15 protein-coding genes are annotated in these 13792 nt (G+C 66.4%); 7 read left to right on the forward strand and 8 right to left on the reverse strand.

Annotated features, from left to right (window positions below; genetic code table 11):
* Window positions 1–93 precede the first annotated feature (93 nt).
* Window positions 94–525: a peptide-methionine (R)-S-oxide reductase MsrB gene (gene msrB, locus ACSQ3P_RS29615; protein ID WP_436169014.1), complete on the forward strand. Its 432-nt coding sequence runs from the start codon at window positions 94–96 to the stop codon at window positions 523–525.
* A 66-nt stretch (window positions 526–591) separates the two neighbouring features.
* Here msrB and ACSQ3P_RS29620 read toward each other — a convergent pair whose 3' ends face one another.
* The gene (locus tag ACSQ3P_RS29620) at window positions 592–2247 is read right to left on the reverse strand and encodes an acyl-CoA dehydrogenase family protein (RefSeq protein WP_436169015.1); all 1656 of its coding nucleotides are present in this window, start codon (window positions 2245–2247) and stop codon (window positions 592–594) included.
* A 121-nt stretch (window positions 2248–2368) separates the two neighbouring features.
* Between ACSQ3P_RS29620 and ACSQ3P_RS29625 the strand changes: the two genes are divergently transcribed.
* From ACSQ3P_RS29625 to ACSQ3P_RS29635, 3 genes are all read left to right on the forward strand, one after another.
* Window positions 2369–4753, forward strand: a complete 2385-nt coding sequence (locus tag ACSQ3P_RS29625; RefSeq protein ID WP_436169016.1) for a UvrD-helicase domain-containing protein — start codon at window positions 2369–2371, stop codon at window positions 4751–4753.
* A 62-nt stretch (window positions 4754–4815) separates the two neighbouring features.
* On the forward strand, window positions 4816–5400 hold the full coding sequence (locus ACSQ3P_RS29630; protein WP_436169017.1) for a TetR/AcrR family transcriptional regulator: 585 nt from the start codon (window positions 4816–4818) through the stop codon (window positions 5398–5400).
* Between the two features lie 130 nt (window positions 5401–5530).
* The gene (locus ACSQ3P_RS29635; RefSeq protein ID WP_436169018.1) at window positions 5531–6016 is read left to right on the forward strand and encodes a hypothetical protein; all 486 of its coding nucleotides are present in this window, start codon (window positions 5531–5533) and stop codon (window positions 6014–6016) included.
* A gap of 192 nt (window positions 6017–6208) precedes the next feature.
* Here the strand turns inward: ACSQ3P_RS29635 and ACSQ3P_RS29640 are convergent, their stop codons facing one another.
* Together ACSQ3P_RS29640 and ACSQ3P_RS29645 are read right to left on the reverse strand one after the other, a co-directional pair.
* On the reverse strand, window positions 6209–6604 hold the full coding sequence (locus ACSQ3P_RS29640; protein WP_436169019.1) for a VOC family protein: 396 nt from the start codon (window positions 6602–6604) through the stop codon (window positions 6209–6211).
* An 80-nt stretch (window positions 6605–6684) separates the two neighbouring features.
* Entirely contained in the window at window positions 6685–7074 is a 390-nt protein-coding gene (locus ACSQ3P_RS29645) for a winged helix-turn-helix transcriptional regulator (protein WP_069693943.1), read from the reverse strand.
* 148 nt (window positions 7075–7222) lie between these two features.
* On the opposite strand from ACSQ3P_RS29645, the gene ACSQ3P_RS29650 reads away from it, so the two are divergent.
* Together ACSQ3P_RS29650 and ACSQ3P_RS29655 are read left to right on the forward strand one after the other, a co-directional pair.
* The gene (locus ACSQ3P_RS29650; protein WP_436169020.1) at window positions 7223–7978 is read left to right on the forward strand and encodes an SDR family oxidoreductase; all 756 of its coding nucleotides are present in this window, start codon (window positions 7223–7225) and stop codon (window positions 7976–7978) included.
* A gap of 62 nt (window positions 7979–8040) precedes the next feature.
* Window positions 8041–8988: a 50S ribosomal protein L11 methyltransferase gene (locus ACSQ3P_RS29655; protein WP_436169021.1), complete on the forward strand. Its 948-nt coding sequence runs from the start codon at window positions 8041–8043 to the stop codon at window positions 8986–8988.
* A 167-nt stretch (window positions 8989–9155) separates the two neighbouring features.
* On the opposite strand, the gene ACSQ3P_RS29660 is transcribed toward ACSQ3P_RS29655, so the two are convergent.
* Both ACSQ3P_RS29660 and ACSQ3P_RS29665 read right to left on the reverse strand, forming a co-directional pair.
* Window positions 9156–9284, reverse strand: a complete 129-nt coding sequence (locus tag ACSQ3P_RS29660) for a hypothetical protein (RefSeq protein WP_280141727.1) — start codon at window positions 9282–9284, stop codon at window positions 9156–9158.
* A gap of 64 nt (window positions 9285–9348) precedes the next feature.
* Complete coding sequence (locus ACSQ3P_RS29665) at window positions 9349–9579, reverse strand: hypothetical protein (RefSeq protein ID WP_436169022.1); 231 nt, start codon at window positions 9577–9579, stop codon at window positions 9349–9351.
* A 302-nt stretch (window positions 9580–9881) separates the two neighbouring features.
* Here ACSQ3P_RS29665 and ACSQ3P_RS29670 point away from each other — a divergent pair, with 302 nt between their 5' ends.
* A complete protein-coding gene (locus tag ACSQ3P_RS29670) occupies window positions 9882–11714 on the forward strand; it encodes an aminopeptidase P family protein (protein ID WP_436169023.1) in 1833 nt (610 codons plus the stop codon).
* A gap of 120 nt (window positions 11715–11834) precedes the next feature.
* Here ACSQ3P_RS29670 and ACSQ3P_RS29675 read toward each other — a convergent pair whose 3' ends face one another.
* From ACSQ3P_RS29675 to ACSQ3P_RS29685, 3 genes are read right to left on the reverse strand one after another with little or no spacing between them, the layout of a single operon-like run.
* A complete protein-coding gene (locus tag ACSQ3P_RS29675) occupies window positions 11835–12134 on the reverse strand; it encodes an AzlD family protein (RefSeq protein ID WP_436169024.1) in 300 nt (99 codons plus the stop codon).
* Complete coding sequence (locus ACSQ3P_RS29680) at window positions 12134–12844, reverse strand: AzlC family ABC transporter permease (protein ID WP_436169025.1); 711 nt, start codon at window positions 12842–12844, stop codon at window positions 12134–12136. The genes ACSQ3P_RS29675 and ACSQ3P_RS29680 overlap by 1 nt, the downstream gene beginning before the upstream one ends.
* 27 nt (window positions 12845–12871) lie before the next feature.
* Window positions 12872–13735, reverse strand: a complete 864-nt coding sequence (locus ACSQ3P_RS29685) for an AraC family transcriptional regulator (protein ID WP_436169026.1) — start codon at window positions 13733–13735, stop codon at window positions 12872–12874.
* Between the last annotated feature and the right edge of the window lie 57 nt (window positions 13736–13792).

The following is a 13792-nucleotide window of genomic DNA, read 5'->3' on the forward strand; positions in this document are numbered from 1 at the left end:
TGAAATCCGCGCCACAATCGCCATATTGGTCGTCGAACGAGTATGGGGCGATGGATCGACCCTCGCGACGAAAGGAAGACGGATATGGGCCTGATGAGCATGTTCGGCAGCGAGACGACGCAAACCGAGACCTTCGAGGTCACGCTGACCGACGCCGAATGGCGCGCGAAGCTCAGCCCCGAACAGTACCGCGTGCTGCGCGGCCATGGCACCGAGCGCGCCGGCTCCTGCGCCCTGAACTACGAGAAGCGCACTGGGACCTTCATCTGCGCCGGTTGCGGCAACCCGCTGTTCAAGGCCGGCACCAAATTCGAGAGCGGCACCGGCTGGCCGAGCTTCGACCAACCGCTCGAAGGCGCAGTCGGCACGAGTCAGGACGGCAGCTTCATGATGACGCGCACCGAGGTGCATTGCGCCCGCTGCGGCGGCCATCTCGGCCATGTCTTCCCCGACGGCCCGCCCCCGATGGGCTTGCGCTACTGCATGAACGGCGTCGCGATGGATTTCGTGCCGGCGGAAGGGTGATCGAGGTAGCGCGGGGAACCCTCTCCTTACAGGAGAGGGGTTCCCCGCGCCCCTCCGGTTCGCCGTTCACCCCAGCGCCGGCACCGCTCGCCGCGCTAGGCTCCCCGCGTCCACACCGGTCGGCAGATCACCGAAATGCCCCGACCAGCCGCCATCCAGCCGGCTGGCGACAAAGGCGTCGGCGACAGCGGGCGCGGCATGGCGCAGCAGCAGCGAGGCTTGCAGCAACAGCGCCAATCGCTCGACCAGCCGCCGCGCCTGGCCTTCCTGCCGGACGAGTTCGGGCAGCGCGCTGTCCAGCGCGGCGAGCGCCGCGTCGTAGCGCCGGTCGGCGCCCTTGGCGGCGCGCAATTCGTCCTGCAGTGCCGGCAGCGCGCCTGGCTCCCGCTCCAATGAGCGCAGCACATCCAGGCAGATGACGTTGCCCGAACCCTCCCAGATCGAGTTCAGCGGCGCCTCGCGATAATGCCGCGCCATCGCGTGCTCCTCGATGAAACCGTTGCCGCCATGGCATTCCAGCGCCTCGACGAGAACGGCCGGCGTGCGCTTCGCAACCCAGTATTTCGCGATCGGCGCGCCGATCCGCGCGAGCAATCGCTCGCTCTGCGAAGTCTCCTGCCGGTCCACCGCCGCAAACAGCCGAAAGGCGAGCCAGGCAGCGGCCTCTGCCTCGATGGCAAGATCGGCGAGGACGTTCTGCATGATCGGCTGGTCGATCAGCGCCCGCTGGAAAGCGTGCCGGTGCGCGCAGTGATGCGCGGCCTGCGCCACCGCCTGCCGCATCAGCCCGGCGGAGGCGGCGGCGATGTCGAGCCGGGTGTTGTGGTTCATCGCAAGCCCGGTCCGCAGGCCCCGTCCCGGCTCGCCGAGCATATGCCCGATCGCGCCGCGAAACTCGATTTCCGACGAGGCATTGGAGCGGTTGCCGCATTTCTCCTTGAGCCGCTGGATCGCGATGCCGTTGCGCTCGCCCGATGGCAGCCAACCGGCCACGACGAAGCAGGAGACGCCCTCCTCCGTGCGCGCCAACGTCAGGAAGACGTCGGAATGCGGCACGGAGAAGAACCATTTCTGCCCGAAGAGCGAATGCGTGCCGTCGCCATTGTCCCTGGCGACCGTCTGCGTCTGGCGCAGATCCGAGCCGCCTTGCGTCTCCGTCATCGCCATGCCGACGGTCGCCCCGGTCTTGGTCGCGGCCGGCCCTTGCCGGCTGTCATAGGCGTTGGAGGTGATGAGCGCGCCCCATTCCGCCCAGCGCGCCGCATCCTGCTTCAGGATCGGGATTGCCGAATAGGTCATGCTGATCGGGCAGCAGACTCCGCTTTCCGCGCCGTACCAGAGATATTGCAGCGCCGCGCGCGCGACCTGCGCGCCCGGCCCCGGCCGGTTCCAGCACAAGGCATGCGTCTCCTGGCCGATGGTCAGGCTCATCAACTCGTGCCAGGCCGGATGGAAGGCGATCTGGTCGATGCGATTGCCGAAGCGGTCATGCGTGCGCGCCTCCGGCGTGAAGCGGTTGGCGAGCCGCGCCAGCTCCTGCACCTGGGCGGAGCCGACGCAGCGCCCGGTCTCGTGCAGGCGGTCCCTGGCCCAATCCGCAGCAAAAGCCGATATCGCCGCCTGCAGCACCGGATCGGCCGCGAAGGCGTCATAATCGGCCAAGGGTGGGGCCTGGTTCGTGACCTCATAGGTGGAATAGCGGGGAGCGGTGTCCATGGTCATCGGCACGCATCCTGACTAAGGATTCGACGGTGCATTCAACGCCCATCCGTCTTGTCCAGCAATCCGCCGCACAACACCCTATATTGACGCCAGAACGAATCACGATCGAGCGCTGCGCACCTTGTCCGACCACAACGCCACCTCCGCCCCCTTGCCTCGCCCCGGCGGCCTCGCTGCGCGCGCTGCGGCGGCTCCCGCCGCCGGCTATCTCGCGGGCCTGAACCCGGAGCAGCGCCTCGCCGTCGAGGCCACGGACGGCCCCGTGCTCGTGCTGGCCGGTGCCGGCACCGGCAAGACGCGCGTGCTGACGACCCGCATCGCCCATCTCATCGCGACCAACCGTGCCTATCCCTCGCAGATCCTGTCGGTGACCTTCACCAACAAGGCGGCGCGCGAGATGAAGGAGCGCATCGCCCATCTCGTCGGCCCAGTCGCCGAGGGCATGCCGTGGCTCGGCACCTTCCACTCGATCTCGGCCAAGCTGCTGCGCCGCCATGCCGAACTGCTCGGCCTGCGCTCGGACTTCACCATCCTCGACACCGACGACCAGATCCGCCTGATGAAGCAGGTGATCGCGGCGGCCGATATCGACGAGAAGCGCTGGCCGGGCCGCATGCTGGCGGGCTTCATCGATAGCTGGAAGAACCGCGGCCTGGCGCCCAAGGATGTCCCACCCGGCGAGGCCGCGGTCTTCGCCAATGGCAAGGGCGGCGCGCTCTACCACGCCTATCAGGAGCGCTTGAAGACGCTGAACGCCGTCGATTTCGGCGACCTGCTGCTGCACTGCCTGACGCTGTTCCGCGACAATCCCGATGTTCTCGCAACCTATCACGAGCGCTTCCGCTACATCCTGGTCGACGAGTATCAGGACACCAACACCGCCCAATATCTCTGGCTGCGGCTGCTCGCCCAGGGCCGGCGCAACATCGCCTGCGTCGGCGACGACGACCAGTCGATCTATGGCTGGCGCGGCGCCGAGGTCGACAACATCCTGCGCTTCGAGCACGATTTTCCCGGCGCCACCGTCGTCCGGCTGGAGCGCAATTACCGCTCGACCGGGCATATCCTCGCCACCGCCTCCAAGCTGATCGCCCGCAATGAGGGCCGGCTCGGCAAGACGCTGCGCACCGAGGATGTCGAGGGCGAGAAGGTCACCATCACCGGCGCCTGGGACAGCCAGGAAGAAGCCAGGCTGATCGGCGACGAGATCGAGAGCCTGCAGCGCAACGGCCATAACCTCTCCGAGATCGCGATCCTGGTGCGCATCTCGGCGCAGATGCGCGAGATCGAGGATCGTTTCGTCCATCTCGGCCTGCCCTATCGCGTCATCGGCGGCCCGCGCTTCTATGAGCGTGCCGAAATCCGCGACGCCATGGCCTATCTGCGCTGCGTCGTCTCGCCGACCGACGACCTTGCCTTCGAGCGCATCGTCAATGTGCCCAAGCGCGGGCTCGGCGACGCCACCATCCAGATCCTGCACAACCACGCCCGCGCATCCCAGGTCTCGCTGCTGCAATCGGCTCGCATGGTGGTCGAGAGCGACGAATTGAAGCCCAAGGCCAGAACCGCCTTGCGCGAGCTGGTCGAGGCCTTCGGCCGCTGGTCGGCCAGGGCCGAGCACATGCCCCAGGGCGAGCTCGCCGAGCTCGTGCTGGAGGAGTCGGGCTATACCGAGATGTGGCAGAAGGACCGCTCGGCCGATGCCGCCGGCCGGCTCGAAAACCTCAAGGAACTCGTCCGCTCGCTCGACGAATTCCCCGACCTGCCCGCGTTCCTCGAACACGTCTCGCTGGTGATGGACGCCGATTCCGGCGAAACCGCCGAGCGCGTCTCGATCATGACCCTGCACGGCGCCAAGGGGCTGGAATTCGACACTGTCTTCCTGCCCGGCTGGGAGGAAGGCCTCTTTCCCAATCAGCGCGCGCTTGACGAGAGCGGCCGCGCCGGGCTGGAAGAAGAACGCCGCCTCGCCCATGTCGGCCTGACGCGCGCGCGCAAGCGGCTCAAACTCTATTTCGCCTCGAACCGCCGCATCCACGGCCTCTGGCAATCCAGCCTGCCCAGCCGCTTCATCGACGAATTGCCGGAAGAGCACGTCGAGGTCGTCCAGGCCGCCTCCAATTACAGCCAGGGCGGCTACGGCGCCTCGCGCTTCGACCGCATGGAGAGCTTCGGCTCCAGCTACAACACGCCGGGCTGGCAGCGTGCCCAGGAGAACAAGGCCAAGACCGGCTCGGGCGGCGGCTCGGGCTTCTCCGACAGCGGCGGACGCGGTTTCGGCTCAGGCGGCTTCGGCGGCGGCCGGCAGCGCGGCCCGATGCTGATCGAGGGCGAACTCACCGCCAAATCGACCGGCTCATCGGCCTATGACCCTGGTGCCCGCGTCTTCCACGTCAAATTCGGCCCCGGCTCCGTTGCCAGCGTCGACGGCAACAAGCTGACCGTCGATTTCGACAAGGCCGGGCGAAAGATGGTGCTGGATAGTTTCGTGCAGAAGGCGGGGTGAAGCCCTGTGCAACGGGCGCCGCCACCTTGACGACCTACCTACTAGTAGGTATATGAACGGGCATGGCCGGCCCCTCGACAACCTCTGACGAAATCCTGCGCTGCGCTCGCTCGCTCTTGATCGAAGGGGGCTACAACGGCTTCAGCTACGCCGACATCGCAAAGGTCGTCGGCATTAGAAAGGCGAGCATTCACCACCATTTTCCCAGCAAGTCCGACCTCGTGCGCACGCTCATTGCCCGATATCGGGAGGAGGCCGAGGCTGGAATTGCCCATCTGGAACGCCAGTTCAGCAAGTCTGCCGATCAGCTGCGCGCCTATGTGAGCTATTGGCAAGCCTGTATCGCCGACGCCAGCGCCCCGTTCTGCGTCTGCGCTCTGCTGGCAAGCCAGATCCCGGTCCTTCCCGACGAGGTCATCTTGGAGGTGCGTACCCATTTCAGGACGCTCTCCGCCTGGCTGACCTCGGTTCTCGAACGCGGCACGCGGCAAGGCGACTTGCGTTTTACCGGCACGGCCAAGGCCGAAGCGGAAGCTTTCATGGCCAGCGTCCACGGTGCGATGCTCTCAGCTCGCGCCTACGGGGATCCCAAGATCTTCCAGGCCATCACCCATCCGCTGCTGGAGCGCCTCGCCACCCAACACTGAAGCGGTCTCCCCGGAAGGTGGCAAGCCGGGCCGCGATGCCTACCAACTAGTAGATAGTCAATCCTTGACGATCCGACGCTGTTTCGTTGCAGCGCACGGGCAACCTCACCCCGATGAAAGGACACTTCTCATGTTTGGCATTTCTGCGCTCGGCTGGGTGCATACGCTGGGCAGCCTGCCAGCCATTCCGGCTGCGGCATACATGTTCGCGATTCATGGCCGGATCGTACCTCGCTCGAAGGCGGGAGCCGTCTATTTCGTCTCAATGCTGATCGGTGGCGCAACGGTCTTCCTCGTCGCACATGCGCCGGTCGGCTACGGCATCGGGGCAGCGACGCTGCTGCTGCTCGTCACCGGCTACGCTATCGGCCGATTGACGGCTCCGGGGCGCGCGACGATCTATGTCGAGACCATTGCACTGAGCCTCACTGCATTCCTGCTCATGGTGCCCACTGCAACCGAAATCCTCCGCCGCGTCCCCGACGGGCACCCTCTCGTCACTGACCTACATTCGCCGCTGCTTCTCGGAGTCCAGGCGAGCATTCTTGCTGCACTCGTCATCGGATTGACCGCGCAGATCATCTATCTGCGCAAAGACGGCAAAGCCGCCGTCTGAGCTCCGCATGATCGGGCAGCGCCCAGCAGCGGCGGGCGGACGCGGCTTCGGTTCAGGCGTTTCGGCGACTCGGTTGCCAGCGTTGATGGCAACAGGCTGACGGTCGATTCCGACAAGGTCTGGCGGAAGATGCTGCTGGGTAGTTTCGTGCAGAAGGCGGGGTGAGCAAGCGCTCGGCCGGCCTGTTCGGGGTTACGCCTCCGCCTCATGGCAGCAGACGCAAAGCTTGTTGCCGTCCGGGTCGCGAAAATACGCCCCGTAATAATTGGCGTGATAATGCGGCCTCAGGCCGGGCTGCCCTTCGCAGGCCCCGCCATGCGCTAGGGCCACAGCGTGGCAGCGATCGACGATCGCGCGGCTTGGCGCCAGCAGGGCGATCATCTGGCCGTTGCCCGGATCGGCCGCCGCGCCGTTGAAGGGCGTTGCGAGGAAGACGTACGGGCGCGGCGCATCGCGCGGCTGCCAGGCCGCCAAGGGCTTGGCGCGATCGCAGAACCAGAGCTTGTGGCCGAGCGCCTCGAACAGCGCCGCATGGAAGTGAAAGCCCCGCTCGAAATCATTCGTGCTCAAGACGATATGCGACAGCACGGCCCACCTCGCTCCTGCATCCGGCTCCGAATTCCAGCCTAACGTATGCCGTTCATCCTCGGAACCAGTCACACGTCACTTCACCGCCCCTCCCGCGCCTTGAACGCCGCCCGTGCTGCCTCCACCTGCGCGTAATAGGTCTCGGCCCAGACCCAGACCCCGCAGAACGCCGCCGTCAGCTCGCGGCCGAGTTCGGTCTGCGTGTAGTCGACATGTGGCGGAATCACCGGATGGACCTTGCGCGTGATCAGCCCGTCGCATTCCATCTGGCGCACCGTCTTGGTCAGCATCTTCTGGCTGATGCCGCCGACGATCCGACCGATCTGGGTGAAACGCAGTGTGCCGTGCTCCTCCAACGCCTCCAGGATCAGCATCGTCCATTTGTCCGCGACCTGGGCGATCACGTCGCGCACCAGCGCCTCGACCCCCGGACTGACCTCGGGATGGAAGAAGCCGCCCTGCTCCTGCATGGCCGCGACCGCGTCGCGTATCGTCCGCATCCGACGCTCTCCTTTTGGTGCCTATAGAACTTCTAGGTGCCTTCTTTCGTTTGGAGAGCATCGCGCCTAGCTGTGTCCGGCGCAACTACGAAAGGCGCAATCGCGAAAGGACTTGGCGATGAACATCACAGGCAACACCATCCTCATCACCGGCGGCGGCTCGGGCATCGGCCGCGCACTCGCCGAAGCTCTCCACGCCAGAGGTAACCAGGTCATCATCTCCGGCCGCCGCGAGCAATTGCTCGACGAGGTCACCGCAGCCAATCCGGGCATGGAGTCGATCGTGCTCGACATCCAGGACAAGGCGGACATAGCGGCGTTCGCTCGTGACGCCGTCGAACGCTTCCCCGCACTGAACGTCGTCATCAACAATGCCGGCATCATGAAGGACGAGGACGTCACCGCGACGGAAGACCACCTCGCCGTCGCTGAGGAGACCATCGTCACCAACCTGCTCGGGCCGATCCGGCTGACCGCAGCCCTGCTGCCGCATCTGCTGAGGCAGCCGCAATCGACCCTGATGACCGTGAGCTCCGGATTGGCATTCGTACCCATGGTGGTGACACCGACCTACAGCGCCACCAAGGCCGCGATACATTCCTATTCGATGGCGCTGCGGGAGCAGCTTGCGGGCACCTCGACCCAAGTCATCGAGCTTGCCCCGCCTTACGTCCAGACCGAGCTGCGCGGACCCGACCAGGCGGTCGATCCTATGGCGATGCCGCTGGCCGATTTCATCGCCGAGGTCATGACGATCCTGGAAACGCAAGCCGACGCCCACGAAGTTATCGTCGAGCGCTGCAAGCCGCTGCGCTTCGCCGCCGAGAACGGCAATCTCTCCGGTGTCTTCGCCATGCTGAACGGCCTGCATTGAGATGAGAAGCTCCGCGCGCCGCGCCGCATGACAAGCGGCGCGCGGGCTGCTATCGCGCTGCCATGCGTGAAGGTCTCCTGCCATCGACGGTCGCGACCGTCCTCGAACTCTCCACCAGCGGCGAGAAGGCGCGCGCGCTGACGGAACTCCTGGGCGAGGTCTTCGACCCCACTGAGACCGCGATCTCCGCCTTCGAGATCGAAAGCGGCGTCACCACGCTCTCGCTGAACGCGCCCTGGAAGGTCGAGATCTATTTCGCCACCCACCCGGACGAAGACGCCGTGCGCGACATGCTGCGGCCGATCGTCGGCGACGTCATCGACAGCACGCCCTTCACGACTGTGAACCAGCAGGACTGGGTCGCAGCCAGTCTCGACGGCCTCAAGCCCGTGCGTGCGGGCCGCGTCCTCGTCCATGGCGAGCACGATCGCGACGCGGTGCGCATCAACGATGTCGGCATCGAGATTCCAGCGGCGCTCGCCTTCGGCACCGGCCATCACGGCACCACGGCGGGCTGCCTCTTGGCGCTCGACGCCGAGCTGAAGCAGCGCCGGCCACGCCATGCCATCGATGTCGGCACCGGCACCGGGATCCTGGCGCTGGCGCTGGCCAAGCAGATCAAGCGCAAGGTCGTCGCCGGCGATATCGACCTCGTCGCGGTCGAGGTCGCCGCGCATAATGCCCGCGTCAACCATGCCCCGCACGGGCTCGACCTCTACGTTGCTCCAGGCCTGCGCCATGCCAAAGCGAATCGGCCGGGCCATTTCGACCTCGTCTTCGCCAATATCCTGGCCGGGCCGCTGAAGCGCCTGGCACCTTCGATCGCCCGGGCCCTCTCGACTGACGGCACGGTGATCCTGTCGGGTCTGCTGGCGATGGATGTCGCCGGCGTCGTCTCGACCTACCGGCATCAAGGGCTCTATCTCGCCCGCCAGTCGCTGCGCGAGGGCTGGGCGACGCTGGTCATGAAAAAAGGCGGCGCAGCCCCCAGACCACGCCGCCATCGATAAATCAGGTAAACCACATCAAAGACCCGAAACGTCCGGGGAGCGATCCTTCGCCAGGCTGAGTCGCATGGCGTGGCGTTCGAGAACCGGAGCGGAGCGGACTTTTGTCCGTGAGCACCGGAAGCGCAGAACGCCGCGTCAGGCGGCCAGCATCGCGAAGGAGCGCGGGCTCAGAAGCCCATATGGCCGTACTTGGCTTCGGCCTCGGCCTGCATCGAGCGGGCATCGTGCCAGACGGCGGCGGTGAACTTGGCCGTGTCGATGGCCCATTCATAGACGTGCTTGACGATGGCGATCATGATCCTTGTCCAATGTTGCGCAGCACAGCGCGAAGCCGGCGCGTGAGATCAGGGATTGCTGGGATCAGCGATTGAAAGGCAGCTTGGCGTCGTTGCTGAGCGCGGTCTGCGGGAAACCGCCCAGAACGATCTCGGCCTCGTTGATCAGGTAGGAACGCGCACGCAGCTCACGGGCGGCGGAACGACGGCGGCTCTCGATCAGCGCCGCAAAGAGCCGCTGCCAGAAGCTCGGGCTGCTCGGAGCGGCAACCTCGGAAGCGGGCAGAACGGCGGTATTGTTCATCACATAGGTCACAGGTCCATCTCCTCATTCAAACGAAGGACAGTCCCGGTCGCTTCCTCGTTCTCTTATGCTGCCAAAATGGGGCCTCTTCGCACTTGCGAAAAGGGGATTTCGCAGATGCGAGATATGCACAGAATGCATGCACTTGGCCTTGTTTCGTTAACGATCGCGTTTTTCGCATAACAAAGAGGCAACAAGCTCAATCGCGAGGCCCCCGCGGCCTGCGCAGAAAGCACAGCCGAACGCCGCTTTTGCGCTGGCTTTCGTAGGCCCGAGCCGCGACCATGGCCAAAACCACCGCTTCCGGACCCGTCATGACCGAATCGCCCGCCGCCTGCCGCTTCCAATCCTTCTCGGAACCGAGCGACCCCTCTCAGGTCGCCCCCAGGGTCGCCGCGCTGCGCGGCGCGCTGGCGGCGCAAGGGCTGGACGGCTTCATCATCCCGCGCGCCGACGAGCATCAGGGCGAGTACGTCCCGGCGCATATGGCCCGCCTCGCCTGGCTGACGGGCTTCACCGGCTCGGCCGGCAACGCCATCGTGCTGGTCGACAAGGCCGCGCTGATCGTTGATGGTCGCTACACAATCCAGTCGGCCGAGCAGACCGACACCGCCATCATCACGCCGACGAAGCTGGAGGAGATGCCGCTGGAGCGCTGGATCGAGGCCAATCTGTCGGCGGGCGGCAAGCTCGGCTACGATCCCTGGCTCCACACCGTCGACGGCGTCGCCAAGCTGGAGAAGGCGGTCGCGGCGGCAGGCGGCACGCTGGTCGCGCTCAAGGTGAACCCGATCGACGCGCTCTGGAGCGACCGCCCTGCCCCGCCCGCTGCTCCGGTCAAGGCGCATCGCGCCGATTTCGCCGGGGAGAGCACGGCAAGCAAGCTCGCCCGCATCCAGGAGGCACTCACCAAGGCCAGGGTCGATGCGCTCGTGGTCTCGGACCCGCATGCGCTGGCCTGGACCTTCAACATCCGCGGTGGCGATGTCGAGCACACCCCGCTGCCGCTGGGCTATGCCATCGTGCCGCGCGAGGGCCGGCCGACCGTCTTCCTGGCGCCGGAGAAGATCACCAACGAAGCCGGCGACGCCATCGGCGCGGTCGGCGAGATCGCCGCTCCGGCAAAGTTGCAGACGCAGCTCGAAGCGCTGGGCGCGGCCAAGGCCAAGGTCCGGCTCGACTCGGCAACCGCAGCCTCCGCGCTCGCGACGCTGATCGCCGAGGCCGGCGGCACGCCCGATGCCGGAGCGGACCCGATCGCGCTGATGAAAGCACGCAAGAACGAGGTGGAGCTGAAAGGCGCGCGCGACGCCCATCTGCGCGACGGCGCGGCGATCGTCCGCTACCTCGCATGGCTGGCGCGCGAAGCGCCCAAGGGCGGTTTGACCGAGATCGACGCCGTCGCCGCACTCGAAGCCGAGCGCATGAAGACCGGGCTGCTGAAGGACGTTTCCTTCACCACCATCGCCGGCGCCGGCCCCAATGCCGCCTTGCCGCATTACCGCGTCAGCGACGCCAGCAACCGCAAGATCGAGCCCGGCATCCTCCTGGTCGATTCAGGCGGGCAATATGAGGACGGTACCACCGACATCACCCGTACCATGGCCGTGGGCGAGCCCACCGACGAGATGCGCGACCGCTACACCCGCGTGCTCAAGGGCCATCTCGCGATTTCGCGCGTCGTCTTCGTCAAGGGCACCTCGGGCGCGCAGCTCGATGCGCTGGCCCGCTTGCCGCTCTGGCAGGCCGGGCTCGATTTCGACCATGGCACCGGCCATGGCGTCGGCAGCTATCTCTCGGTGCATGAGGGGCCGCAGCGCCTCTCCAAGCTCGGCACCACGCCATTGGAGCCGGGCATGATCCTCTCCAACGAGCCGGGCTATTACAAGCAGGGCGAATACGGCATCCGCATCGAGAACCTGATCGTGGTCGAGGAGCGCGTCATTCCTGGCGGCGACCGCACCATCTACGGCTTCGAGACCATCACCTGGGCGCCCTATGAGCGCGCCCTGATCGATGTGAAGCTGCTCGACGCCGGCGAGATCGCCTGGATCGACGCCTATCACGCAAAAGTCTGGAGCAAGATCGCCCCGCTGGTCGAGGGCGAGGCGAAGGCCTGGCTGGAAAAGGCGTGTTTGCCGCTATAGGCCCCGTCATTGCGAGGAGCAAAGCGACGAAGCAATCCAGGGGAACGTAGAGCGCTACCGCCCCTGGATTGCTTCGCTGCGCTCGCAATGACGGCGAATCTCATGCGAGACGGGAAGGCTTCAAACCAGCGCCCTGAGCCCCACCACCGCAATCACCCCGACCACCACCACGGCCAGGAAAGGCAGCCGCGTCGCAGCCAGCGCCGTCACGGCAGCCGCAGCCGTCTCGGGCCAGCCGGTCGCGAGCGCGCTCGGCGCGATCACGGCGATCAGGACGGCTGGTGGAATCGCGTCGAAAGCGGCCTGGGCGCGCGGCGACAGGTCGAACCGGCCAGCCAGCGCCAGCCCCGCCACCCGTGTCGCATAGGTCACCACAGCCATTCCGAGGATGGCGAGCAGGTTGAGCGTGTCGAGCGCCATCATACCGCCTCCTCGGTCGCGACGACCGCGTCGCTGCCGGCCGAGAGCCACGCAGCGGCAAGCCCGCAAAGCGCGCCAGCCAGCACATGCCAGGGCGGCCCGGCCAGGCGATAGGTCAAGGCCGAGGCGATGCCGGAGGCCGCCACGGTCCAGGCTGTGACGCGCCCTTTCCAGAAGGCGGCGGTCAGCGCGATGAAGATGGCGGTGAAGGCGAAATCCGCGCCGAAGCGTCGCGGATCGCCCAGCGCCGGGCCAACAATGGCACCGAGCGTCGTCATCATCAGCCAGCAGCCGACGAAGGGCACGATCATACCGAACCAGTAGCCCGGCGTCAGGCTATGCGTGCGCGCCCGCTTCTCGGCCAGCGCCCAGTTCTCATCGGCCATATAGGCGAGACCGAGCCATTTCTGCCATGGCGCGAAGCCATCGAGCTTGGGCACCAGCGAGGTGCCCATCAGCACATGGCGGGCATTGATCAGAAGCGTCGAGAAGATCAGCGCCGCGACCGGAGCCGGCGTCGCCCATAGTTCGACAGCGGCGAACTGAGCTCCGCCGGCGAAGACGAGCGCGCTCATCAGGAAGACCTCGAGCGGCGACAGACCCTTGCCTGCCGCGAGCGCGCCGAACAACAGGGCGAAGGGCGCAGCCGCCAGCATGGCTGGCCAGATGTCGGAAAAGCCCGTGCGGGCGTCGTCGAGAGCTGATGACATGAGGTGCTGAGGATGGGGCGCTGAAGGTCAGGAGAGATGGGCGGAGCGCAGCACGCCGGGCGTCACGCCATAGCGAGCTTTGAAGGCTCGGGTCAGATGGGCCTGGTCGCAGAAGCCGGTCGCCGCTGCGACATCGCCCGGCGTCTCGCCGCGGCGCAGCCGGTCGCGGGCGCGCCGGACGCGGACATCGATCAGCCAGGCATGGGGCGTCAGCCCGGTTTCACGCCGGAAGGCGCGGATCAGGTGGTGGCGCGGCAGCCGCGCGGCATGGGCGAGCTCCGCGAGCGAGAGATCCTCGCCATGGCGCGCCTCGATCAGCGCCTTGACGATCGCGACCGGCCCGGTCTCCTGCCCGACGGAGCACACCGCGAGATTGGCGTGATGGCCGAGGAAATGGGCATAGGCGCGCACCAGCCCCTCCTCGCCGGCAAGCGCATCCGTGCCCTCCTCCAGCAATTGGTGCGCCGCGCTGAACAGCGCCGCCCCGACGGGGTCATGCACCACGGGCTCGCGGAAGAACGGCGTACCGATGCCGTCATGCCCCGTCAGCGAGGCAGCCAGTTCCTGCATCAGCCCGATCGTCGGATAGCTCATCCGGTAGCGATAGCCGCCCTCGCTCGGCGCGCCGTCATGGACGTCGAGCGGGTGGTTCATCACGATGTCGCCCGCCCCGGCATAGAGCTTGCGGCCGCGCGCATGCCAGACCTCGCAACCGGTCTCGATCGTCCCGATCGCATAGGTGTCGTGCGCGTGCGGTGCATAGGCATGGGTGCGGAAGGTCGCGGCGAGGAACTCGAGCGCGCCAAAGCGTGCGGCGGTGAAGAGGTGCGCCCTCTCCTCCGCCCGCAACGGCGATGCCGACAAGGCCTGTCCCTGGCTGATCAGTTCCATGAGGCGAGTTTAGACCGGAACCGCGCCGCCCTGTCTTGAAGAAAAGTGATGATGTCG

Source organism: Allobosea sp. LjRoot9, assembly GCF_964252745.1.
Lineage (GTDB): Bacteria > Pseudomonadota > Alphaproteobacteria > Rhizobiales > Beijerinckiaceae > Allobosea.

Coding starts and splice junctions, on each gene's coding strand:
- msrB (WP_436169014.1), top strand. CDS start 94: ATGAGCATGTTCGGCAGCGAGACGACGCAAACCGAGACCTTCGAGGTC.
- ACSQ3P_RS29620 (WP_436169015.1), bottom strand. CDS start 2,247: ATGACCATGGACACCGCTCCCCGCTATTCCACCTATGAGGTCACGAAC.
- ACSQ3P_RS29630 (WP_436169017.1), top strand. CDS start 4,816: ATGGCCGGCCCCTCGACAACCTCTGACGAAATCCTGCGCTGCGCTCGC.
- ACSQ3P_RS29635 (WP_436169018.1), top strand. CDS start 5,531: ATGTTTGGCATTTCTGCGCTCGGCTGGGTGCATACGCTGGGCAGCCTG.
- ACSQ3P_RS29645 (WP_069693943.1), bottom strand. CDS start 7,074: ATGCAGGAGCAGGGCGGCTTCTTCCATCCCGAGGTCAGTCCGGGGGTC.
- ACSQ3P_RS29650 (WP_436169020.1), top strand. CDS start 7,223: ATGAACATCACAGGCAACACCATCCTCATCACCGGCGGCGGCTCGGGC.
- ACSQ3P_RS29655 (WP_436169021.1), top strand. CDS start 8,041: ATGCGTGAAGGTCTCCTGCCATCGACGGTCGCGACCGTCCTCGAACTC.
- ACSQ3P_RS29660 (WP_280141727.1), bottom strand. CDS start 9,284: ATGATCGCCATCGTCAAGCACGTCTATGAATGGGCCATCGACACGGCC.
- ACSQ3P_RS29670 (WP_436169023.1), top strand. CDS start 9,882: ATGACCGAATCGCCCGCCGCCTGCCGCTTCCAATCCTTCTCGGAACCG.
- ACSQ3P_RS29675 (WP_436169024.1), bottom strand. CDS start 12,134: ATGGCGCTCGACACGCTCAACCTGCTCGCCATCCTCGGAATGGCTGTG.
- ACSQ3P_RS29680 (WP_436169025.1), bottom strand. CDS start 12,844: ATGTCATCAGCTCTCGACGACGCCCGCACGGGCTTTTCCGACATCTGG.
- ACSQ3P_RS29685 (WP_436169026.1), bottom strand. CDS start 13,735: ATGGAACTGATCAGCCAGGGACAGGCCTTGTCGGCATCGCCGTTGCGG.